A 21,104-nucleotide genomic window follows, 5' to 3' on the forward strand; every position below is an offset into this window, starting at 1 on the left:
GCCGGGTGCTCGTGCGGGCCGGGCGGGGCCCGGTGCGGTCAGGCCGTCGCCGCCGTGCCGACGGGCCGGGGGTCGCCCGTGTCCAGGACCTCGGCCAGGTGCAGGGCGGCGTGCAGGTGCAGGCGGTTGTCGCCCAGCGGGCTGCCGCGCAGCCGCTCGGCCTTCTTCACCCGGTACAGCACGGTGTTCTTCGCGACGTGCAGGCGCCGGGCGGCGACCGCGGGGCTGCGGTCCTCGTCGAGGTAGCTCTTGAGCGTCGCCCGGAGCACCCGCGCGGACGGGGTGTCCGCGCCCAGCGGCCCGAGCTGCCGCGCCACGAAGGCCGCCGCCGCGGTCTCGTCGGCCGCCAGGAGCGCGACGAACTCCAGGTCGCGGTACTCGTGCACCGCGGACGCGCCGGAGCGCGCCCCGATCCGGGCGGCGGTCACGGCCTGGAGGTGCGAGGCGCGCAACCCGGCGAGCCCGGCGGCCGGCAGCCCGACCGCCGCGCGCACGTCCTCGGGCAGCGGCACGTCGGCCAGCCCCGTGCCCGTCGCCGGTTGCGCGCCCCACGCCCACAGCCCCGCGGCACCGGCCGGGATGAGCAGCGTCGCCGCGCACCCCGCGCGGCCGAGGAGGCGCAGCGCGGCCAGCTCCAGGTCGGCGTCGCGCCGGTCGGCGCGCTCGGACCACACCAGCACGGCGAGGTGCTGCCGGGTCACGTCGTAGCCGAGCCGGCGGGTGGCCCGGTCCTCGGGCACCGGTTCGCCGCGCAGCACGCCGCGCACCAGCTCGCGGCGCTGTGCGACCAGCCCGCCGCGCCACCTCTCCCGCTCCCGCAGGAACCGGGTGGACACCAGCCTGCACAGGGTCTCCACCGCGTCGAACAGCGCCTCGGACAGCTCGCACATCACCGCCACCGGCTGGTGCTCCTCGTCCAGCCGGCCGCACCTGCCCATCAGGTCCCGGGTGATCCGGGCGTGCGCCATGCGGACGAGGGCCAGCGAGCCGTCCAGCTCGAAGCCGCGCTCCACGTGGGTGCGCACCGCCGCCTCGACGCCCTCGGTGAGCGGCGCGGGCAGCCGCCGCGCCCCGCTCAGCCGCAGCGCGCACCACAGCGCGATGATCTCCAGGAACGCGTGGTCCTCCCGGGTGAGGCGGGTGTCGCCGCACTCGGCCAGCTCGCGGGTGATGGCCGTCCGCAGGCCGAGCGCGGTGGACACGGCCCAGCCGACCCCGTCCCGCCCGCAGTGGGTGGCCGCCTCCTCGATCACCTCGGAGCGGCAGGCGGTCTGGCCCGCCGCCCCGGGCGCCGCGGACAGCAGCAGCCTCGCGGTGTTCGTCATCCCACTCCCTAGAAGGCGCGTTCGGCGACGAACGCGGTGAGCCCCTGGTCGTCGCCGGCGCGCAGCAGCGCGCACAGCGCGCGCAGGCCGGCGGCCAGCCGGTCGATCTCCTCGTCGGTGACGTGCACCGAGGGCTGCAACCGCAGCGTGTTCGGCGCGCTGCCGGTGGGGAACAGCCGGACGCGGTGCTCGTGCAGCAGGTAGCCGCTGGCCAGGAAGCCGAACTGGCCCGCGGCCTGGAGCTGCGCGGCGAGGGCGGAGCCCGAGGTGGACAGGTCGCCGAACTCGACGCCCTGGAGCAGGCCGGGGCCGCGGACGTCGACGAGGATCTCGGGGTAGTCCGCCCGCACCGACCGCAACGCCCCGGCCAGCCGCGCGCCGCGCTCGCGCACCCGGCGGTAGAGCGCCCCGCCGTCGGCCTCCAGCAGCTCCAGCACGGCGGCGGCCACCGAGGTGGACAGGCCGTCCTTGGCGAAGGTCGAGCTGTGCACCATCTCGAACTCGGGCCGGTACCGGGAGGCCCGCACGAGGGTCACCGAGAGCTTGGCGAGCCCGCCGCCCAGGCTCTTGGACAGCACGTAGTAGTCGCCGAGCAGCTCCTGCTGGGCGGAGGCGAAGAAGGTGCCGCTGCGGCCCATGCCGCTCTGCACCTCGTCCACGACGACCGGGCAGCCGAACTCGGCGGCCAGCGCCTGCACCTGCTTGGCGAACTCGGTGGTGAGCGGCACGATGCCGCCCTCGCCCTGCACCGGTTCCAGCAGCAGCGCGCAGAAGACCGGGGCGTCGCGCCGCACGACCTCGACCCGCGCGCCGGTGGTCCGCAGGTCGTACGCGACGACGCGGGCGTCCTCGAACACCGCCCGCAGCGCCTCCGGGTCGTTGGCCGGGGCGAAGGTCGCCTGCGCGGCCAGCGAGGAGAACGGCAGCCGGTAGTCCCCGTTGTGGGTGAGCTGGCTGGTGCCCACCAGCTTGCCGTGGAACCCGCCGCTCAGCGCGAGGAGCCGGGGCGGGGTGGCGAGAGCGGCCTCGTTGCGCTCGCGGACCGCCGCCACCACCTCGTCGAGCCCGGTCCCGGCGGGCAGCCCCAGCGCGGAGGCGTCGACCTCCGCCGGCGCGGCGGCCAGCGCGGCGGCGACGTGCTCCTCGACCTCGGCGCGCAGCGCGCCCTCCCGCATCCGGCGGTCCAGCTCGGCGTGCTTCACCGCGACCTCGACGCCCTCGGCGCCGCTGTTGGCGAAGACCCCGAAGTACGGCTCGTCGGTGTCGAACTCCCGGTGCAGGACGCGGTTCAGCGCGTGCACGACCTCGTTCGCCCGGGGGCGCAGCGACAGCGGCGTCAGCACGGGGGCGTCACGGCGGAGCAGGTCCGTGAGGTGGGCGACCAGGACCGGGTGGTTGTGGCCCAGCAGCAGCGCCCCGTACCCGCCGAGGAAGTCCGCCACCGGCACCTCGGTCCCGTCCACCCCCTTCGCGAACAGCGTGTTGCCGGTGGCCCGCACGTATTCCACGTCCAGGCCGACTTCGCCCGTCGCCTGGTGCAGGGCGCCGTCGACCAGTTCGTTGACTTGGGACGTCATGGCCCTCTCTTTCCCCTCGGCCTGAGTTCATTCTTTCCGACCGGCTTAACTGCTCACTAATCCACCGCTAACGCCTGCGGGGCGTTAGCGGTGGATTAGCGGGCGGTTATCGCCGGAACCGGTCCGGACTTTAACCTTGCCCCAGCGGGACACATTCCCGACACAGAGGAGCGGGAAATGTTCAGAGAGGATCTGTGGATGTTCGCCGAAATCCAGAAGAAGTACACGGAAGCGTTCAACGCGGGGGACGTCGACGGGGTGCTGGCCACCTTCGTCGACGACGGGGCCACCGTGGTCGAGCCGGGCCTGGCCCTGCCCAAGAGCGGTGACCTTCGCGAGGCGCTGGCCGGGTACTTCGCCGAGTCCAAGCCGCAGGTCCACTTCGAGTTCGTGCACACCTACCTGGCCGGCGACGTGGCCCTGGCGGTCACCGAGTGGTCGCTGGACGAGCTCGGCCCGGACGGCGCCCGCCACACGCAGAGCGGGCGGGCCACCGACGTGCTGGTGCGCGACCCGGAGGGCGGGTGGAAGTTCGCCATCGACAACCGCTTCGGCTCCCGCTGACCCCCGACCGCTGACCCCCTACGCCACGCGGCTCGCCCACCGGTCCCGGTGGGCGAGCCGCGTCGTGCGGGTCGGGTCAGTGGATGACCGAGACCGGCTGTTCGGTGCCCAGCAGCGCCCGGCTGTAGTCCTCCATGGCGATCAGCCTGCTGAGGTGGATGTGGTGGCTGCCCACCTCGAAGTCCCGCCAGTAGCGCTGCAACGGGTTAGACTCGGCGAAACCGCTGGTCCCGCCCAGGTCGAGGATCTTCATCATGGCCTGGCGGGCGGCGTCCAGCGCGGAGGCTCCGTGCCTGCGCGCGCGGGTGCGCTCCTCCCGCGACATGGAGCCCGCCGCCCGGGCCGAGTCGTACATGTCCGAGGCGGTCATCACGTGCTGGTAGGCGGTGTCCACCAGGTGCGTGGCCTCGCCGAGCCACTGGCGCACGACCGGCGACTCCAGCGCGGAGCCGTAGGTGGTGTCCATGAGCGGCCTGCCCTTGTCCAGCATCGCCCGCACGACGTCCAGCGCGCCGTGCGCGGTGCCGACCAGCGAGGCGATGGTGCGGTGCGCCACCGCCGCGAAGCTCTCCAGGCTGGGGAAGTTCGTCAGGCCCAGCTCGGGGTCGAGGGTGTGCTTGATGACCCGGCTGTCCGGCACGAACAGGGCGTCGTACTCGACGGTGTGGCTGCCGGTGGCCCGCATGCCCGCGACGTGCCAGGTGCGGTCGATGCGGGCGTCCCGGGGCGGGGCGGCCAGGGAGATCAGCTCACCGGTGGGCTCGCCGTCGGCGACGACCGGCACGACCGCCAGGATCATCCAGTCGCCGATCTCGCAGCCGGAGATCGTCGGGAACCGGCCGGAGACCCGGTAGCCGCCGTCGGCGCGCGTCGCGGTGGCGGAGTGGTGCCCGCCGTTGGCGCACACGAAGACGTCCGGCGAGGGGCCGAACATCTCCTTCGCGCCCTCCTTGGAGATCAGCGAGGCCAGCGTCTCGGCCGCGACGCCGATGCTGACCAGCCAGCCCGCCGAGGCGTCGCCGCGGCCGACCGCGGCGATGACGGCGGACTGGCCCCGGACGTCCAGCCCGTCGCCGCCCAGCCACTGGGGCACGCTCATCCGGAAGAACCCGGCGTCGCGCAGCGCGTCCACGCACTCCGCCGCCAGGCCGCGCTCCTCCTCACCGCGGGCCGCGTTGGCGCGCAGCAGCGGGATCAACCCGTGCGCCTTGTCGACCAGCTTCCGGACGTCCGGCGCATATCCCATATCGAGGTCCGTGGACACGCAGTTCACCTTTCGATCGATGTTGTTCCCCGGATTTCCGGCAGACCGGTGCTCAGTCGAAGCTGGTCGGGACCAGTTCCATCGCGGCGAGGCTCTCGATGAAGAAGAACACCGCGCGGAAGAAGATCAGGACATTGCCGTGGGTCAGCCGCAACTGCTTGTCCACCACCATCCGCTGGTGGTTCAGCTGCCCGGCGTGGAAACGCCGCCAGGTGTCCTTGGTGCCGACGATGACGAAATCGGCCGACACCGGTTCACCCGGCGCGACGACCTCGGCCTTGGCGCACTTCCCCTCCTGCCACGTCAGGTGGAGGTAGGTGGTGCGGCCGTCGCGCTCCTCCACGCCGAGCGCCCAGGTGTGGGAGTACGCCCCGCGGGTGGCGGCGATCCACTCCCAGTAGCTCGCCTGCTTGCGGGCCAGGGTCTCCTCGCTCGGCCCGCGGTCGAGCCGCTCGCGGACGGCCTCGGCCCACTCGTCGCCGAGGAATCGGTAGGTCTGCGCGGTCGCGGTCATCGGTCAGCCCCCCGCGATCTCGGGCTGGATGTTGTTGACCATCTCCTGGATGTCCGGCGGCAACGAGATGCCGACGTCGGACACCTTGTTGTTGACCTGTCGGATCATGAAGTGGACGACCTCCTCCTCCGAGAACCCCAGCGGCTGCAGCGGGGCCGGGACGCTGGCGCCGCCGTTCATCGCCAGCTCGGTGCGCAGCGTCTCGTGGATCTCGTGCAGCAGCCGCGGGTCCTGCTGCACCGAGTCGCGCAGGAAGCGCATGCCGAACTGGACGTGCCTGGCCTCGTCCCGGCAGGAGGCGATGAACCCGGTGTAGTAGCCGGGCAGGTAACCCTTGTTGCGGCAGTAGGTGAGGGTCAGCTTCATGATGGTCAGGGCGAGCACGCCCTCGATCCACAGGAAGTAGGACGTGGCGAACCGCACCCGCTTGGCCGGGCTCTCCGGGTCGCGGCGCAGGTCGTCGGACAGGTAGGACAGCAGGCCGAAGGCGCCCACGAACGTCTCGGGCACGTGCGGGAAGGAGGCGGTGAGCATCTCCTCGACGGAGTCGCCGGGCAGGCCGACGACCTCGCGGTAGAACCGGTCGAAGAACAGCGTGTGCCGGGCCTCGTCCTCCAGCTGGGTGGCGAGGTACATCTTGGCCTCTTCGCTGCCCGTGAGCATGAAGATCGGCAGCTCGACCTCGACCTGGCGCTCGGCGTGGTGGAACGCGGCGGCGATCTCGGTGAACGCCTTGCGCTCCATGTCGCTCATCTTGGTCCGCCAGTCGATCGCGTCCTGGGTGAAGTCCAGGTCGTAGGCGTTCCACCGGTGCGTGAAGTAGCGCTTGTAGAGGTCGATGTTCTCCGGCAGCTTCTTCAGGTCCTTGTGGACGTAGGCGATCATGTCGTCGATGTTGACGTCCTTGAGCTCGTCCAGCGTCGCGTGCTCGACCGACGCGAGCACGGCCGGTGACATCCGAGTCATCCAGTGGTCTCCAGTTCTCTTCCGCCTAGGCGGGGTCACGGGTTCGGGGCGGCGTCAGCCGCGCCCGCGGACGCCGGGGACCGGGTCCCCGGCGGACACGGGCGCGAGGTCGTGGTTGAGGATCGCGTGCTCCAGCTCCCGCAGCGGCGGGCTCGGCTCCAGGCCGAGCTGGCCGATCAGCGCGGACCTGGTGGTGCGGTACAGGGTGAGCGCGTCGGCCTGCCGCCCGGTCTCGTACAGCGCCCGCATCAGCCGGCCGCAGACCTGCTCGTTGAGCGGGTCGACCTCCAGCAGGCGCTCCAGGTCGCCGATGACGTAGGCGTCGCGGCCCAGCGCGAGGTCCGCGTCGACGCGGTCGAGCAGCACCGACGCCCGCTCGTCGTGCAGGGACCGCAGCTCCGGCCAGTCGTAGCCGTGCTCGGCCAGGTCGGCGAGCGCCGTGCCGCGCCACAGCCGCGACGCGCGGCGCAGCGTGGCGGACGCCCGTTCCCACTGGCCGGCGCGCAGTTCGGCCCGGCCGCGGCCGGCCAGGTGCCGGAACGCCGCCAGGTCGAGGGCCTCCTCGTCGACGAGCAGCGCGTAGCCCGGGCCGACGCGCCGCAGCTCCGCCGGGCGGGTGCTGCGCACGGCGGCGAGGGTGCCGCGCAACCGGAAGACGGCGTTGTGCAGGACCTGCCGCCCGGTGGGCGGGACCCTCGTCGGCCAGAGCGCGTCGATCAGCCTGCTCACCGGCACCATCTCGTTGGCGTGCAACAGCAGGTACCCCAGGGTCGCGGCCTGCCGCACCCCCCTCACCCGCACCGGGCGGTCGTCGTCGCGCACCTGGAGCGGGCCCAACACGTGGAATCGCATGCTTCCCCCCAGGCGTTCTCCGTCGGCCACCGCGGTGGTGCCGTCGATGAGGACCGTATGTCCGGGGTTCGGCGGGCTTCCAGGTCGCGGCGCGCTCATGAAGCTGCACTTCCGCTTCCGGAGGCACGGCACCGGCGTCGACGGGTGGGCCGCGCGGCGCGGCTCCGGTAGACAGCGGAAGCGGGCCGGTCGAGGACCGGTCCGCCGACCCCGTCGAAGGAGATGCGCGAAGTGATCGCACCCGTCAGCCGCACCCTCGCCGTCCGCAGCCTCTCCCCCACCGAGAGCTGGTACGCCGCGCTCGGCACCTGCGTGGGCTACACCATGGAGGTCCGCGGCCCGCTGGACCTCGACGCGCTCGCCACCGCGCTGGAGTGCGTCCGGCACGCCTACCCCGTCCTGGCCGCGCGCCTGGAACAGGTCGGCGACCACCGGGTGCTGGTCGCCGCCACCGGACCGCTGCCCGGGGTCAGCGTGGTCGAGGCCGACCCGTCGGCCCCGCTGACGGGCTACGACGTGGACCCGCACGACGGCCTGTCCGCGGTCCACGTGGTGCGCGACGGCGACCGGGCGACCGTCGCGCTGATGATCCACCACGCCATCGCCGACGGGCACCACGGCGTCGCCGTGCTGGAGGACTTCTGGTCCTGCTACACGGACGTCGTGGAAGGCAGGTCCTTCCGCCTCGACGCCCGCGGCTACCCGGACGCGGTGGAGAAGATCCTGGCCGACCGGGGCGTGGGCGACTTCGAGTACCCGCCCCCGCCGGCGGGGCCGCCGACCGGGCGCGACGCCGAGGTCCTCGACCTGCCCGCTTTCACGAACGAGATCGTCGGGTGCGAGCTGGACACCGAAGCGCTGCGGCAGCTGTGCCGCCGCGAGGGCGTCACGCTCAACGCGCTCGTGTCCGCGGCGATCATCCGGGCGGAGGCCGCCGAGCGCGGGCAGCCGATCACCGCGATCCCCTACTACATCACCGTGGACATGCGGGCCAGGCTGACCCCGCCGGTGGCGGCGGCCGACGGGACGAACGTGATCAGCTTCGTCGGCTTCACCGCGACCGACGACACGGACGGCGACCTGGTCGGCCTGGCGCGCGCGGTCGGCGCGTGCCTGCCCGAGGCGCTCGACGAGGGGACGGGCATCCGCCGGACCGCGGCCGGCATCCCGGGTTTCCTCAACGACCTCGCCCGGCCGTCCGCACCCGGTAGCGTGTTGACCACCAACCTGGGCACGATCCCGGAACTGCGCTCACCGGCGGGACTGGCCCTCGACGCCTACCGCGGCGTCCTGCACACCAAGGTCCAGGACGCGAGCGTCCTGAGCCCGACCAGCTCCGGTTCGATGCACCTCTACGTCATCTACTCGTTCAACGGCAGGACCTCCGTCGAGATCATGCTCAGCGACCCGGCCCTGCGCGAGTCCGCGCTGCGGAAGCTGGCGGCCCTGCGGTCGGGGCTGGGCGACCTCCTCGGCTGACCCGCCCCACCACGTGCTCCGCACCGCCCGCCGGTGCCCCCGACAGGTCCGGGAGGACCCCCATGACCGACCAGTTGCGCGACCTCACCCCGCCGGACGCCCCGCCGGTACCCGCCGCGGTGGTCACGCCCGCCGACCGCCGGTACGCCGACCTGGTGATCGGTTCCAACGCCCGGTTCGTCGGCACGCCGCGCCAGGTGCACGTGGTCGACTCGGCCGCCCAGGTCGTGCGGTCCGTGCAGGGCGCGGTGGACGCCGGCCTGAAGGTCGTCGTCCGCAGCGGCGGGCACTGCGGGGAGGACTTCGTGCACGCGCCGTCCTCGCAGGTGATCATCGACCTGTCGGAGCTGGACGCGATCGACTACGACCCGGTGCACGGCGCGTTCCGCGTCGAGCCGGGCGCCGAGCTGGGCGAGGTCTACCGCGCGCTCTACAAGAAGTGGGGCGTCACCGTGCCCGCCGGCCTGACCCCGACCGTGGGCACCGGCGGGCACGTCAGCGGCGGCGGCTACGGCAGGCTGAGCCGGTTGCACGGCACCTCGGTCGACCACCTGCACGCGGTCGAGGTCGTGGTGGTCGACGCGGCCGGGAAGGCCCGGTCGGTGGTCGCCACGCGGCGGGCCGACGACCCGAACCGGGAGCTGTGGTGGGCCCACACCGGCGGGGGCGGCGGGAACTTCGGCGTCGTGGTCAAGTACTGGTTCCGCTCCCCCGGCGCCACCGGGACCGACCCGACCCGGCTGCTGCCCGCGCCGCCGGCGATCGTGCTGGACAGCCTGGTGCGGTGGTCGTGGGCGGACATGACCCGGGACGCCTTCCGCAGGCTGCTGCGCAACCACGGCCGCTGGCACGAGGCGAACAGCGAACCGGGTTCGCCGTGGGCGAGCCTCTACAGCCTGTTCACCGTGATGCGCCGGCAGTCGGGCGTCCTCGACCTGAGCACCACCCTGGACGGCACGCTGCCCGACGCGGACCGGTTGCTGGCCGACTACCTCGCCGCGCTGAACGACGGGGTCGGCGTGCCGTTCACCCACGACGCGCGCCGCGACCCGTGGCTGAAGTCCGCGCTGCTGTCGCGCAGCCCGGACACGTTCAGCGGCACCAGGGCGAAGGTGAAGGCCGGTTACCTGCGCAAGGCGCTGCCGGACCGGCAGCTCGACATCGCCTACGACCGGCTGACCGACGACGACTACGACAACCCGGCCGCGGGCTGGCTGATCACCTCCTACGGCGGCGCGGTCAACACCGTCCCGCCGACGGCCACCGCGCTGGCCCAGCGCGACTCGGTGAACAAGATCGTCTACGTGACGAGCTGGACCGACCCCGCCGAGGACGCCGAGCACCTGCGGTGGATCAGGGAGTTCTACCGGGACGTGCACGCCGACACCGGCGGCGTCCCGGTCCCCGGCGAGCTGTACGACGGCTCCTACATCAACTACGCCGACGTCGACACGGCGGACCCGGCCTGGAACACCTCGGGCGTGCCCTGGCACACCCTGTACTACAAGGGGAACTACCCGAGGCTGCAACAGGTCAAGGCCAGGTGGGACCCGCGCGACGTGTTCAACCACGGGCTCTCGGTGCGGCTCCCGGGCTGACCGCCCACCGGCGCGGCGGGTCTCAGCCGGCCCGCCACGCCGGTTCCGGGCTGCGGTGGTCGCTGGGCCGCGTGCCGCGCACCCGCTTGAACGCCACGCTCAGCGCGAAGGCGTTGGCGTAGCCCACCTTCCTCGCGATCGTGCCCACCGTGTCGTCCGTCTCGCGCAGCATGTCCGCCGCCAGGGCGATCCGCCAGTTCGCCAGGTAGGCCATCGGCGGTTCGCCGACCATCGCGGTGAACCGCCGGGCGAGCGCCGCCCGCGACACCCCCACCCCGGTCGCCAGCTCCGCCACCGTCCACGGGTGGGCGGGCTTGTCGTGCATCAGCCGCAGCGCCGTGCCCACGACCGGGTCCTCCAGCGCCCGGCACCAGCCCGGGGCGTCGGCGGCCGGGTTGTCGAACCAGTTGCGCAGCACGGAGATCAGCATCAGGTCGAGCATCCGGTCCAGCACCAGCTGCTGCCCCGGGCGGTCCCTGGCGACCTCGTCGGCGAGCACCGCCGCCGGCGGGTAGATGTTCTCGGCCCGCACGACCAGCACCGGCGGGAGGGCCTGCAACAGCCGCTCGCTCAGCTCGCCGCGGCGCTCGAACGCCCCGCTGAGCAGCACGGTGGACCCGTCGTCGGGCGTGCCGCAGGTCCACCCGGAGGCGTGCTCGACGCCCTCGACCGTCGAGCAGTAGTCGGCGCTGGTCACCACCAGCGACGGCGTGGTCGAGGGGTCGTCGGCCACGGTGTAGGGCACGTCGCCGCGGACGACGGCGACGTCACCGGCGTCGACCGGCACCGGCTCGCCCCGGTCGGGGATGATCCAGGCCCGGCCGCGCAGCATCGTGGCCAGCGTCAGCGGGGCGCCGCTGGCCATCCGCAGGGCCCACGGGGGTCGCATGATCGCCTGCTGGAAGAGGGCGCCGTGCGCCCGGACGTCCGCCAGCAGGTCCGAGACAGCATCCATACCCACACTGTAGACGCAAAGACATCAAACAAAGAGTCTCAGCCATTGATGCTCTCGGTTACCCCCGGTTGGATGAGGTCATGTCTGACCAACCAATTCTCGTCACCGGGGCCACCGGCAAGTCCGGCAGCCGCGTCGTCAAGCAGCTCCGCGCCCAGGGCCGCCCGGTCCGCGCGGCTGCTCGGCACGGTGAGCACGTCTTCGACTGGACCGACAGCGGCACGTGGGACGCCGCTCTCGAAGGTGCCCAGTCGGCCTACATCGTGCAGCTCGACGGCACGATGCTCGTCCGCCCGTTCGTCGAGCTGGCGGTGAAGCACGGCGTCCGGCGGATCGTGCTGGCCTCGGGCCGCGGCATCGACAACCCCGACTACGCGAACGACAGCACCGGCATGCTGGAGGGCCTCCTCGACAGCGAGGCCGCCGTGCGGGAGAGCGGCCTGGAGTGGACGATCACCCGTCCGGGCTGGTTCGCGCAGAACTTCAGCGAGGGCTTCTTCGCCGACTACGTCCGCGCCGGTGAGCTGCGGCTGCCCGCCGCCGACGGCGCGGCCAGCTTCGTCGACGCCGAGGACATCGCGGCCGTCGTCGTCGCCGCGCTGACCGAGGACAAGCACTCGGGCCAGATCTACGAGCTGTCCGGCCCGGCCGCGATCACGCTGGCCGAGGCGGTCGCCGCGATCTCCGAGGCCGCCGGCCGCGAGGTCCGCTACGTGCCGCTCTCCGTCGAGGACTTCGTCGCGGAGCTCGTCGAGCAGGGCCTGCCGCGCGAGGACGCGAGCGTCTTCGCGGACATGGTGGAGCCGCTGCGCAACAACACGGACGCCTACCTGTCCGACGGCGTGCAGCGCGCCCTCGGTCGCCCGCCGCGGACCTTCGCGGAGTTCGCCAAGAGCACCGCCGAAGCCGGCGGCTGGGCGGTCTGACCGCGTGCCCGTGGACCCGACAGGTCACGACCTGTCGGGTCCACGGGCGTACCCGGCACCCCGGCGCGGCGTTCTTCGGGGGTTGCAACAGCCGCGCCGGTCAGAAGCACGAACAGGGGGGAAGGACCATGAACGGGATCACCGTCGCCACCGACGACTCGTCGTTGGCGCGACAGGACTACGACGTGATCGTCGTGGGAGCCGGGTTCGCGGGGGCCGTGGCGGCCCGCGAGCTGTCGGCCCGCGGCCTCGATACGCTCGTCCTCGAAGCACGCCACCGCCTCGGCGGTCGCACGTGGACGGACACCTTCGCCGGGCAGAGCGTGGAGGTGGGCGGCCAGTTCGTCTCCGCCGGGCACCCGCTGGTGATGGACGCGCTGCGCCGGTACGGCATCGGGACCGTCGGCGGACCCGCGCCGACCCGCGCCGTGATGCCCACCCCGGACGGCCCGGGCGACTTCACGATCACCGACCTCGTCACCCGCCAGGGCGGGCTGCTGGAGAGGCTGTTCGCGGGCTCGGACGAGTACTTCCCGAACCCCGCCGAACCGCTCACCCGCGAGGACCTGGTCCGCGCGGTCGACCACCTCTCGCTGCGGGACCGGCTCGACGAGCTGGGGCTGTCCGCCGACGACGAGAGCTGGGTCACCGGCGTCACCGCGGGGCAGTCCGGCGGTTCCAGCGCGTTCGGCGCGCTGACCGGCCTGGCGCAGTGGTGGGCCCTGGCCGGTGGGAACGCCGCCGACTGGTACTCCAGCCAGGGCCTGCGCCCCGCCGGCGGCATGTCGGCGCTGATCGGCGCCGTCCTCGGCGACTCGGACGCCACGGTGTGCCTGAACGCGCCGGTGCGCGCGGTCACCCAGAGCGCGCGGCGGGTCGCCGTCACCGCCGGCCTGGGCCGCGGCTACACGGCCAAGGCCGTGGTGGTGGCCGTGCCGGTGAACGTGTGGAGGACGATCCGCTTCTTCCCCGCCCTGCCGGAGGTGCACGCCACCGCGACGCGGCAGGGCGTCGGCGTGCCGAACGTGCGCAAGCTGTGGCTGCACGTGCGCGGCCTGGACGACGACGTGCTCGTCAACGGCGCCGAGGGCGACCCGTTCGCCGCCCTGGTCTCGCAGGGCAGGCTGGCCGACGGCCAGCTGATGTTCGGCATCAACGCCCTGCCCGCGCTGGACATCAGGGACCGCTCGGCCGTCGAGCTGGCGCTGAAGGCCGTGCTGCCGGAGGCGATCCTGGTCGACTTCCGCGCCCACGACTGGGGCGTCGACCCGTACGCGCGGGGCGCCTGGGCGCTGCGCAGGCCCGGCCAGCTCACCACCCAGCTGCCCGCGATCCAGCAGCCGCACCGCAAGGTGGCCTTCGCGACCTCCGACATCGCGAGCGGCTGGACCGGTTTCGTCGAGGGTGCTTTCGAGTCGGGCCTGCGCGCGGCGCGGCAGGCCGCCGACCTGCTGGGCTGACGGCCTGCCGGGCTGACGGCCCACCCGGGCTGACGACCCGCCGGAGCGGTCGCCCGCCCGGGTGGGCCGGCGTGGGCGGTGCCCGCGTCAGCCCGCCACCGGGTGGGCGGCCAGCTCGCGGCGCAGCTCCGCGAGGCGGGTCCGGTAGCGCTCGACCGAGGCGAGCTTGACGTGCTCGTAGCCGCGGACCTCGTCCGGCAGCCCGGCGAGGGCGACGGCGACCGGCAGCGTCCCGGCGTCGAGGTGGTCGAGCGCGGAGCGCACCGCGTCGCGGTACTCCTCGACGAGTGCGCGCTCGACCCGGCGGACGCGGGCGACGCCGAACGGGTCGAAGGCGGTCCCGCGCAGGCGGCGCATCGCGCGCAGGGCGCGGAAGACGGGCCTGACCCACGGGCCGAGGGCGATCTTGCGCTTCATCCCGAGGGCGCGCAGCACCGGCGGGTGCAGGCGGTAGCGGATCGTGGCGCCCTCGCCGAACTGGTCGCGGACCGAGTCCTCCAGCGACGGGTCCAGCGACAGCCGGGCGACCTCGTACTCGTCCTTGTACGCCATCAGCTTGAAGAGGTGCCGGGCGACGGCGTCGGCGAGCCCGGTGCTGCCGGGGACGGCCAGCTCCTCGCGGGCGCGGACCTCGTCGACGAACGCGGCGTACCTCCCGGCGTACCGCTCGTCCTGGTACGCGGTCAGCTCGGCGGTGCGGCGCGCGACCAGCTCGTCCAGGTCCGCCGGCTCGTCGGCCCCGGGCTCGTCGTGCCCGGCGGGCCGGTCGGGCCGGTCGGCCTCGGCGACGAGGCGGCGGCCGTGGCGGAAGGCCGCCAGGTTCGCGTCCACCCGGGTGCCGTTGAGCCGGATCGCCCCTTCGAGGGCCTCGGCGGGCAGGGGGATGCCGCCCGCCTGGAACGCGGCCCCGACCAGCAGCATGTTGGCGAACTGCTCGTCGCCGAACAACCGCTGGGACAGCTCGTCGGCGGCCAGGTAGTGCACCCGGGCGACGCGCCCGTCGAGCGCGGAGCGGATGCGGTCCTGGTCCGGGAAGGACGCGGTCGGGTCGACGACCATGTGCCCGGTCGGCACCTCGGCGGTGGAGACGACGGCAATCGTGCGCCGGGGGTCGGTGACGGTCATCCGCTCGGGGTCGGTGGCCACCAGGGAGTCGCACCCGAGGTAGAGGTCGCACTCGCCCCCGGCGAGCTTGGCCGCGCGGTCGGTGGCGGTGGTGCTCACCTTGACGTCGGAGACGACCGCGCCGCCCTTCTGCGCCAGGCCGGTCTGGTCGAGGGTGCGGACGTGGCGGCCCTCGATCGCGGCGGCGGTGGCGAGGACCTGGGCGACGGTGACCACGCCGGTGCCGCCGACCCCGCTGACGCGCAGGCGGTAGTCGTCGGTCGGGACGCGCAGGACGGGGTCCGGCAGCGGCCCCACGTCGACCGGGACGCGCTTCGCGACGCGCCGCGCCGCGGGGGTGACGGTGACGAACGAGGGGCAGTCCCCGTCCAGGCAGGAGTAGTCGAGGTTGCAGGAGGACTGGTGGATGCGGGTCTTGCGGCCGTACCCGGTGTCCACCGGGCGCACCGACAGGCAGTTGGACTTGCGGCCGCAGTCACCGCAGCCCTCGCACACCCGCTCGTTGATCAGCACCTTGGTGGTCGGGGTGGGCAGGGTGCCCCGCTTGCGCTTGCGGCGCTTCTCGGCGGCGCACTCCTGGTCGTGGACCAGCACGGTGACGCCGGGCTGCCCCGCGAGTTCGGTCTGCACGTCGAGCAGGTCGTCGCGGTGGCGCACCGAGACCCGGCCCCGGACGCCGATCCCCCGGCGGCGCAGGGACTTGCGGACCCGCGCCGGCTGCTCGGTGGTGACGACGACCCGGGTCACGTCCTCGGCCAGCACGGTCGCGACGAGCCGGGCGAGGTCGCCGCCGCCCACCGCGTCCTGCCCGCCGGTCATCGCGACCGTGGCGTTGAACAGGACCTTGTAGGTGATCGGGACGCCCGCGGCGACGGCGGCCCGGATGGCCAGGCTGCCGGAGTGCGCGAACGTGCCGTCGCCGAGGTTCTGGAGGAAGTGCCGCTGCTCGACGAACGGGGCCATGCCGATCCAGTGGCCGCCCTCGCCGCCCATCTGGGTCAGGCCCGTGACCTTGCCGACCTGTTCCTCCGGCATCATCAGCACCATCGCGTGGCAGCCGATCCCGCCGCCGACCAGCGCGCCCTCCGGCGGTTTGGTGGACGAGTTGTGCGGGCAGCCGGAGCAGAAGTACGGCGACCGCACCGCGAGGGGGAGCGAGATCCGCTCCCGGGGCTCGCGCTCGGCGCGGGAGCGCAGCGGCCCGAAGCCGCCGAGGTCGCGCAGCCGCCTGGCCAGGCCCGTCGCGACCAGGTCGGGGTCCAGCTCCCCGATGTCGCTGAACAGGCGCGCCCCGTGCGGGTCGCGCTTGCCGACCACCACCGGGGCGGCGGCGGTGCCGTAGAGGACGTCGCGCACGGCGACCTCCAGGAAGGCGCGCTTGTCCTCGACCACGACGATCTCGTCGAGCCCCTCGGCGAACTCGCGCACGATCGTCGGCTCCACCGGGATGATCGCGCCCAGCTTGAGCAGCCGGACGCCCAGGCGGACCAGGTCCGCCTCTCCCAGCCCGAGCGAGTCCAGCGCCTGCCGCACGTCGAGGTAGGTCTTGCCGGCGGCGACGATCCCGACCCGCGCGCGGCCGGTGGCGCCCAGGACGCGGTTGACGCCGCTGCGGCGCAGGTACTCCAGGGCGATGGGCAGGCGGACCTGCTGGAAACCGCGCTCCAGCCCGGCGAGGTCCCGGCCCAGCAGCCGCGCGTGCGGCACGTGGGAGTAGGCGCGCAGGCCGCCGGGCAGGTCGGACAGGTCCGGCGGGGTCCACCGGGGCGTCACCTCGGCCGAGGAGGCGCCGTCGGCGACGTTGGTGACGACCTTCACCGCCGTCCACAGCCCGCTCGCCCGGGACAGCTCGACGGCGTGGAACCCGAACCGGAGCACCTCGTCCGGGTCGGCCGGGTAGAAGGTCGGCAGCTGCAGGTCCGCCAACGCCGGTTCGGACGAGCCGGGGACGCTGGACGACTTCGCGGCCGGGTCGTCGCCGACCAGCGCGACCACCCCGCCCCGGGGCGAGGTGCCGATCATCGCGGCGTGCCGGATGGCGTCGGTGGCGCGGTCCAGGCCCGGCGCCTTGCCGTACCAGAAACCCGTCACCCCGTCGGTGTTCAGGTCGGCGACCTGCCCGGCGAGCTGCGTCCCGGCCAGCGCCGTCGCGGCCAGCTCCTCGTTGAGCGCGGGGGCGTGCACGACGCGGTGCGCGTCCATCAGCTCCCGGCGCCGGGCGATCTCCAGGTCGTAGCCGGCGAGGGGGGAGCCCTCGTACCCGGTGACGTACAGCGATCCCCGGTGCCCCCGGCGGTCGTCGTGCCGCTGCCGGTCGAGCAGCACGCGGACCAGGGCCTGCACGCCGGTCAGGTACACCCGCCCGTCCTCGGCCAGGTAGCGGTCGTCCAGCGAGAAGGACGCCGGGCCGGGTGCGGTCGGCGCCACCCCCGGGGCGGCCCCCGGTGTATCCAGGGTCGCGCTCATCGCGGAATCCCCTCCTGCGCGCGTCGTGGTGGTGATGTCGATCAAGGGTGCCACGACCGCGTGCGGGGCGGGGCGGAAGCGCGAAGGATTCCGGAAAAGCTGGACCACGGGCGCTGTTCGCGCGGTCGGGACTGGACCGGTGGCGCAACGGTCCGGTCCGGACCGGGCCGAGTCCGTTGTGGACGGTGCACCGCCCGGCCGGACCCCGGCCCCGGACGGGACAGCGGGTCGGTCACCTCGCCCGGGCGAGCCAGAGGGCGTCGGGACCGGCCGGGAACCGGAGCTGGCCCGTCGTGTCGTGCGCGGCCCGCCACACCGCCTCGGCGACCTCACTCTCCCGAGTGAACAGTTCCTGGCTCGTGAAGGCGCTCACCGCCTTCTCCGCCCACGGCGCGCAGGGCGCCGGGACCAGCTCGCCCACCGGGGCGCCGCCGGTCGCCCTGGCCCCGAAGTTCGTCGTCAGGCAGGCGCCCGGCTCGACCGTCTTCGCCCGCACGCTGGAGTCACGTTGACCACCACGCCGGAGCCGCGCTCGCGGAACAGCGGCAGCACGGCCCGGGTCGTCGCCATCACGCCGAACGTGTTGACCTCGGACACCTCCCGCACGCGCGTCACGGGGGTGCCCTCGAACACGCCGATCGACGGGACGCCCGCGTTGTTGACCAGGACGTCGACGGGCCCGCCGCTTCGACCGCGGCGGCGATGCCGTCGGGGTCGGTCACGTCGAGCCGGACGACGCGCAGCCGGTCCGACGCGGGGAGGACGTCCGGGCTCGGGGTGCGCATCCCGGCGACGACGTTCCAGCCCCGGTCGTGGAGGTGCAGGGCGGTCTCCCGCCCGTAGCCGGAGGAGGTGCCGGTGATCAGGACCGTCTTCATGGCGTCCCGCAGGCGGGCCGCGTCCTGGCTCGGGGGCGCGCCGAACCGGCGGCGGTACTCGCGGCTGAACTGCGACGGGTTGTCGCAGCCGACGCGCCGGCCGACGCCGGTGACGTCGCCCGGGTGGGTGGCGAGCAGCAGCCGGGCCTCCTGGAGGCGGATCTGCTTCCGGAACTGGATGGGGCTCATCGCGGTCACCGCCTGGAAGTTGCGGTAGAAGGCGGAGGGGCTCATGCCGGACATGCGCGCCACGTCCTCGACCCGGAACGGCTGCGCGTAGTGCTCCCGGATCCAGCGCACGGCCCGCGAGACGTGGCTGAGGCCGCTGTCGGGCAGGCCGAGCCGGCGGACCGTCGCCCCCTGCTCGCCGGTGATCAGCCGCCACAGGATCTCGCGCTTGACCAGCGGCGCCGGCACGGCCCGGTCGCGGGGCCGGTCGAGCAGGCGCAGCAGGCGGACCACCGCGTCGAGCAGCTCGGCGGACGCGTCGCTGACCGCGATCCCCGGCGGAACGCCCTCGCCGGTCCGGGGGACGTCCCCCGGACCGGCCTGGAGCAGCAGTTCGGCGACGGCGGCGGGTTCCAGCACGAGGCCGAAGCCGGGGGCGGGCCGGCCGGGCTCCACCCCGGTGAACTGCCCGGTGACGGGCAGGTCCACGGAGGCGACCAGGTACTGCCCGGGGCCGTACTCGTGAACCCGGTCGCCCAGGGCGAGGCGCTTGGCGCCCTGGGCGATGACCGCGAGGACCGTGCCGGTCATCGACGGCGTCGGCGGGTCCGCCCGGTCGACCCGCGAGATGAGGACGCCGTCGACGGCGGTGCCCCAGTCGGGGCGGACGTGCCGGGCCAGCACGTCGCGGAACGAGTTCGGCCGGCACGCCGTCCTCGGCGACCTCCGCGACGACGAGGTCACCGACTACATCTCCCCCGCGCCGGCCGACGACCTCTCGGGCCTGCCGGCCACCTACGTCGACACCGGCTCCGCCGAGGTCTTCCGCGACGAGGACACCGACTACGCCACCCGCGTCCGGGCGGCCGGCGGCCAGGCCGAGCTGCACGTCCGGGCGGGCGGCTTCCACGGCTTCGACGCCCTGTACCCCCGGGCGCGCATCTCGGCCACGGCCCGCCGGACCCGCACCGACTGGCTCGCCCGGCTCCTGTCCGCCGACGCCCACGCCGACGCGTAGGCCGGGCTGTTCAGCGCACGTGCCCGGTCGTCAGGACGGGTGCCGGTCGGCGGACGCGGAGCGGGTGGCGTGCAGCGACGCCAGGAGCCGCAGGCGGTCGGCGTCGGGGCTGCCCGGTTCGGTGGTGAAGACGAGCAGGAACGGGCCGGGGTCGCCGGGCAGCGGGTAGGTGTCCCAGTCCAGGGTGATGTCGCCGACGCCGGGCACGTGGAAGGTCTTGGTGCCGCTGACCGACTCGCGCACGTCGTGCAGGGCCCACAGCCGGCGGAACTCGGCGCTGCGGATGCTCAGCTCGCCGATGACCGCGGTGGCGCGGGGGTGGGTGGGGTCGGCGGCGACGGCGGCGCGCATCATGCCGATGTACTCCAGGGCCTGCCGCTCCCAGTCCGGGCAGCTCCGGCCGCCGGTCGCGGTGTCGTCGAACAGCAGCAGGAGCATGTTGAGCCGGTCGGGCGGGAGGTCGCCCGGGTCGCCGAGCAGCGCCTCCGCCATCGGGTTCCAGTCCAGCAGGTCGAGGTGCCTGCCCAGCACGACCGCCGGGGTGTCCACCACCCGCAGCAGCCGGCGCGTGCTGCGGGGCACCCGTTCCGGGGCGCGGTCCACCCGGGTGGGCACCGGGCGGCGGGCGGCGCGGGCAAGGGTGAACAGGTGCCGGCGCTCCTCGTCGTCGAGGCCGAGCGCGCCGGCGATCGCGTCCAGGACGTCGTCGGACGGGCGCACCTCCCGGCCCTGCTCGATCCGCTGGTAGTAGTCGGTGCTCAACCCGGCCAGCAGGGCCAGTTCCTCGCGCCGCAGCCCGACGACCTTGCGCCGGCCGCCGGGCTCCAACCCGACGTCGCGCGGGTGCAGCCGGGCGCGCCGGGCGCGCAGGAAGTCGCCGAGTTCCCGAGCGTGCGGGTGACTGCTGCCCATGCCCCGAGTGTGCCGCCCCGGCCGGCGCCCTGGGTAGGTCTGGCGGACCCGGGCAGGCGGGGCCGACCGAACCGCGCCGGATCGCTCCTAGCGTCGGTGGCGCAGCACGCCGACACCCCCAGGAGCAGCAGATGACCGGATGGACCGCCGACCACATCCCCGACCAGCGCGGTCGGGTCGCCGTCGTGACCGGCGCGAACTCGGGCCTCGGCCTGGTCACCGCCACCGAACTGGCCCGGCGCGGCGCCCACGTCGTGCTCGCCGTCCGCGACACCGCCGCCGGCGGGCGGGTCGCCCACCGGATCGGCGGCGGCACCGAGGTGCGGGAGCTGGACCTGGCCTCCCTCGGCTCGGTGCGCGCGTTCGCCGCCGGGCTGGTCGCCGACCACCCGGCGATCGACCTGCTGGTCAACAACGCCGGCGTGGTCCTGCTCGGCCCGCGCCGCACGACCGTCGACGGCTTCGAGCTGCACTTCGCCACCAACGCGCTGGGCCACTTCGCGTTGACCGGCCTGCTGCTCGACGCCCTGGCCGCGGGGCGGGGGGCCCGCGTGGTCGGCCTCAGCTCGATCACCCACCGCAACGCGCACCTCGACTTCGACGACCTGATGTCCGAGCGCGGCTACCGGGCCGCCACCGCCTACGGCCGGTCCAAGCTCGCCACCACGGTCCTCGGCGTCGAGCTGGACCGCCGCCTGCGCGCCGCCGGGTCGCCGGTCGCCGGCGTGCTGGCCCACCCCGGCCTCACCCGCACCAACCTGACCCCGCGCGCCTGGGAGCACCGGGGCCGGCTGGGCCGGTCGATCGCGGCGGTCGGCCTGCTGGTCACCCAGCCGGTCGAGCGCGGCGCGCTGCCGCAGCTGCGCGCCGCGACCGGGACCGGTGTGCGGGGCGGCGAGTTCTTCGGGCCGTCCGGGCCCTGGGAGGCGCGGGGCGGCGTCGCCCGGGCCCGGTTCGGCCGGGAGGCGACCGACCCGGACGTCGGCAGGCGGCTCTGGGCGGTGGCCGAGGAGCTGACCGGCGTCAGCTACCCCTGAACCCGGCGGGCGCGCTGTCG

Annotated in this window: 17 protein-coding genes and 1 pseudogene; 7 read left to right on the forward strand and 11 right to left on the reverse strand. The window is 74.1% G+C overall.

Features of this window, described 5'->3' with window-relative positions:
- Nucleotides 1-38: 38 nt before the first annotated feature.
- Nucleotides 39-1,325, reverse strand: coding sequence for a helix-turn-helix domain-containing protein (locus tag ACRAKJ_RS27255; RefSeq protein WP_438923354.1), 1,287 nt, complete (start codon nt 1,323-1,325; stop codon nt 39-41).
- A gap of 8 nt (nt 1,326-1,333) precedes the next feature.
- Nucleotides 1,334-2,902 (reverse strand): aminotransferase class III-fold pyridoxal phosphate-dependent enzyme, encoded by a 1,569-nt coding sequence (locus ACRAKJ_RS27260; RefSeq protein WP_438923353.1) that lies wholly within the window; start codon nt 2,900-2,902, stop codon nt 1,334-1,336.
- A 177-nt stretch (nt 2,903-3,079) separates the two neighbouring features.
- On the opposite strand from ACRAKJ_RS27260, the gene ACRAKJ_RS27265 reads away from it, so the two are divergent.
- On the forward strand, nt 3,080-3,466 hold the full coding sequence (locus tag ACRAKJ_RS27265) for a YybH family protein (RefSeq protein WP_447008713.1): 387 nt from the start codon (nt 3,080-3,082) through the stop codon (nt 3,464-3,466).
- Between the two features lie 76 nt (nt 3,467-3,542).
- On the opposite strand, the gene ACRAKJ_RS27270 is transcribed toward ACRAKJ_RS27265, so the two are convergent.
- From ACRAKJ_RS27270 to ACRAKJ_RS27285, 4 genes are read right to left on the reverse strand one after another with little or no spacing between them, the layout of a single operon-like run.
- A complete protein-coding gene (locus ACRAKJ_RS27270; RefSeq protein WP_447008714.1) occupies nt 3,543-4,730 on the reverse strand; it encodes an acyl-CoA dehydrogenase family protein in 1,188 nt (395 codons plus the stop codon).
- Between the two features lie 52 nt (nt 4,731-4,782).
- Entirely contained in the window at nt 4,783-5,244 is a 462-nt protein-coding gene (locus ACRAKJ_RS27275; RefSeq protein WP_438926704.1) for a hypothetical protein, read from the reverse strand.
- 3 nt (nt 5,245-5,247) lie between these two features.
- A complete protein-coding gene (locus ACRAKJ_RS27280) occupies nt 5,248-6,210 on the reverse strand; it encodes a ribonucleotide-diphosphate reductase subunit beta (protein ID WP_438926705.1) in 963 nt (320 codons plus the stop codon).
- Nucleotides 6,211-6,264: 54 nt separating this feature from the next.
- Nucleotides 6,265-7,062, reverse strand: a complete 798-nt coding sequence (locus ACRAKJ_RS27285; protein WP_438926706.1) for a BTAD domain-containing putative transcriptional regulator — start codon at nt 7,060-7,062, stop codon at nt 6,265-6,267.
- A 231-nt stretch (nt 7,063-7,293) separates the two neighbouring features.
- Between ACRAKJ_RS27285 and ACRAKJ_RS27290 the strand changes: the two genes are divergently transcribed.
- Nucleotides 7,294-8,541, forward strand: a complete 1,248-nt coding sequence (locus tag ACRAKJ_RS27290; protein ID WP_438926707.1) for a phthiocerol/phthiodiolone dimycocerosyl transferase family protein — start codon at nt 7,294-7,296, stop codon at nt 8,539-8,541.
- 62 nt (nt 8,542-8,603) lie between these two features.
- Nucleotides 8,604-10,139 carry an FAD-binding protein gene (locus ACRAKJ_RS27295; protein WP_438926708.1) on the forward strand — a complete coding sequence of 512 codons (1,536 nt, stop codon included), beginning with the start codon at nt 8,604-8,606 and terminating at the stop codon, nt 10,137-10,139.
- A gap of 22 nt (nt 10,140-10,161) precedes the next feature.
- Here the strand turns inward: ACRAKJ_RS27295 and ACRAKJ_RS27300 are convergent, their stop codons facing one another.
- Nucleotides 10,162-11,094, reverse strand: coding sequence for a cupin domain-containing protein (locus ACRAKJ_RS27300; protein ID WP_438926709.1), 933 nt, complete (start codon nt 11,092-11,094; stop codon nt 10,162-10,164).
- An 80-nt stretch (nt 11,095-11,174) separates the two neighbouring features.
- Between ACRAKJ_RS27300 and ACRAKJ_RS27305 the strand changes: the two genes are divergently transcribed.
- Together ACRAKJ_RS27305 and ACRAKJ_RS27310 are read left to right on the forward strand one after the other, a co-directional pair.
- On the forward strand, nt 11,175-12,020 hold the full coding sequence (locus tag ACRAKJ_RS27305; RefSeq protein ID WP_447008715.1) for an NmrA family NAD(P)-binding protein: 846 nt from the start codon (nt 11,175-11,177) through the stop codon (nt 12,018-12,020).
- Nucleotides 12,021-12,148: 128 nt separating this feature from the next.
- Complete coding sequence (locus ACRAKJ_RS27310) at nt 12,149-13,480, forward strand: FAD-dependent oxidoreductase (RefSeq protein WP_438926287.1); 1,332 nt, start codon at nt 12,149-12,151, stop codon at nt 13,478-13,480.
- Between the two features lie 87 nt (nt 13,481-13,567).
- Here the strand turns inward: ACRAKJ_RS27310 and ACRAKJ_RS27315 are convergent, their stop codons facing one another.
- From ACRAKJ_RS27315 to ACRAKJ_RS27325, 3 genes and pseudogenes are all read right to left on the reverse strand, one after another.
- The gene (locus tag ACRAKJ_RS27315; RefSeq protein ID WP_438926286.1) at nt 13,568-17,071 is read right to left on the reverse strand and encodes an indolepyruvate ferredoxin oxidoreductase family protein; all 3,504 of its coding nucleotides are present in this window, start codon (nt 17,069-17,071) and stop codon (nt 13,568-13,570) included.
- 232 nt (nt 17,072-17,303) lie between these two features.
- The gene (locus ACRAKJ_RS27320; RefSeq protein WP_438926285.1) at nt 17,304-17,567 is read right to left on the reverse strand and encodes a hypothetical protein; all 264 of its coding nucleotides are present in this window, start codon (nt 17,565-17,567) and stop codon (nt 17,304-17,306) included.
- Nucleotides 17,531-18,861, reverse strand: a pseudogene (locus ACRAKJ_RS27325) (SDR family NAD(P)-dependent oxidoreductase). The gene ACRAKJ_RS27320 and the pseudogene ACRAKJ_RS27325 overlap by 37 nt, the downstream one beginning before the upstream one ends.
- On the opposite strand from ACRAKJ_RS27325, the gene ACRAKJ_RS27330 reads away from it, so the two are divergent.
- Nucleotides 18,767-19,135 carry an alpha/beta hydrolase fold domain-containing protein gene (locus ACRAKJ_RS27330; RefSeq protein WP_438926284.1) on the forward strand — a complete coding sequence of 123 codons (369 nt, stop codon included), beginning with the start codon at nt 18,767-18,769 and terminating at the stop codon, nt 19,133-19,135. The pseudogene ACRAKJ_RS27325 and the gene ACRAKJ_RS27330 sit on opposite strands and share 95 nt — an antisense overlap.
- Nucleotides 19,136-19,165: 30 nt before the next feature.
- Here ACRAKJ_RS27330 and ACRAKJ_RS27335 read toward each other — a convergent pair whose 3' ends face one another.
- Nucleotides 19,166-20,047, reverse strand: a complete 882-nt coding sequence (locus ACRAKJ_RS27335) for an MmyB family transcriptional regulator (protein WP_438926283.1) — start codon at nt 20,045-20,047, stop codon at nt 19,166-19,168.
- Between the two features lie 131 nt (nt 20,048-20,178).
- Between ACRAKJ_RS27335 and ACRAKJ_RS27340 the strand changes: the two genes are divergently transcribed.
- Complete coding sequence (locus ACRAKJ_RS27340; RefSeq protein WP_438926282.1) at nt 20,179-21,084, forward strand: oxidoreductase; 906 nt, start codon at nt 20,179-20,181, stop codon at nt 21,082-21,084.
- The last annotated feature ends 20 nt before the right edge of the window (nt 21,085-21,104 follow it).

Source organism: Saccharothrix sp. DSM 118769 (assembly GCF_052936295.1).

Excerpts from the sequence above, each read along its gene's own strand:
- ACRAKJ_RS27255 (WP_438923354.1), bottom strand. The coding sequence starts at position 1,325 with ATGACGAACACCGCGAGGCTGCTGCTGTCCGCGGCGCCCGGGGCGGCG.
- ACRAKJ_RS27260 (WP_438923353.1), bottom strand. The coding sequence starts at position 2,902 with ATGACGTCCCAAGTCAACGAACTGGTCGACGGCGCCCTGCACCAGGCG.
- ACRAKJ_RS27265 (WP_447008713.1), top strand. The coding sequence starts at position 3,080 with ATGTTCAGAGAGGATCTGTGGATGTTCGCCGAAATCCAGAAGAAGTAC.
- ACRAKJ_RS27275 (WP_438926704.1), bottom strand. The coding sequence starts at position 5,244 with ATGACCGCGACCGCGCAGACCTACCGATTCCTCGGCGACGAGTGGGCC.
- ACRAKJ_RS27280 (WP_438926705.1), bottom strand. The coding sequence starts at position 6,210 with ATGACTCGGATGTCACCGGCCGTGCTCGCGTCGGTCGAGCACGCGACG.
- ACRAKJ_RS27285 (WP_438926706.1), bottom strand. The coding sequence starts at position 7,062 with ATGCGATTCCACGTGTTGGGCCCGCTCCAGGTGCGCGACGACGACCGC.
- ACRAKJ_RS27295 (WP_438926708.1), top strand. The coding sequence starts at position 8,604 with ATGACCGACCAGTTGCGCGACCTCACCCCGCCGGACGCCCCGCCGGTA.
- ACRAKJ_RS27300 (WP_438926709.1), bottom strand. The coding sequence starts at position 11,094 with ATGGATGCTGTCTCGGACCTGCTGGCGGACGTCCGGGCGCACGGCGCC.
- ACRAKJ_RS27305 (WP_447008715.1), top strand. The coding sequence starts at position 11,175 with ATGTCTGACCAACCAATTCTCGTCACCGGGGCCACCGGCAAGTCCGGC.
- ACRAKJ_RS27310 (WP_438926287.1), top strand. The coding sequence starts at position 12,149 with ATGAACGGGATCACCGTCGCCACCGACGACTCGTCGTTGGCGCGACAG.
- ACRAKJ_RS27315 (WP_438926286.1), bottom strand. The coding sequence starts at position 17,071 with ATGAGCGCGACCCTGGATACACCGGGGGCCGCCCCGGGGGTGGCGCCG.
- ACRAKJ_RS27335 (WP_438926283.1), bottom strand. The coding sequence starts at position 20,047 with ATGGGCAGCAGTCACCCGCACGCTCGGGAACTCGGCGACTTCCTGCGC.
- ACRAKJ_RS27340 (WP_438926282.1), top strand. The coding sequence starts at position 20,179 with ATGACCGGATGGACCGCCGACCACATCCCCGACCAGCGCGGTCGGGTC.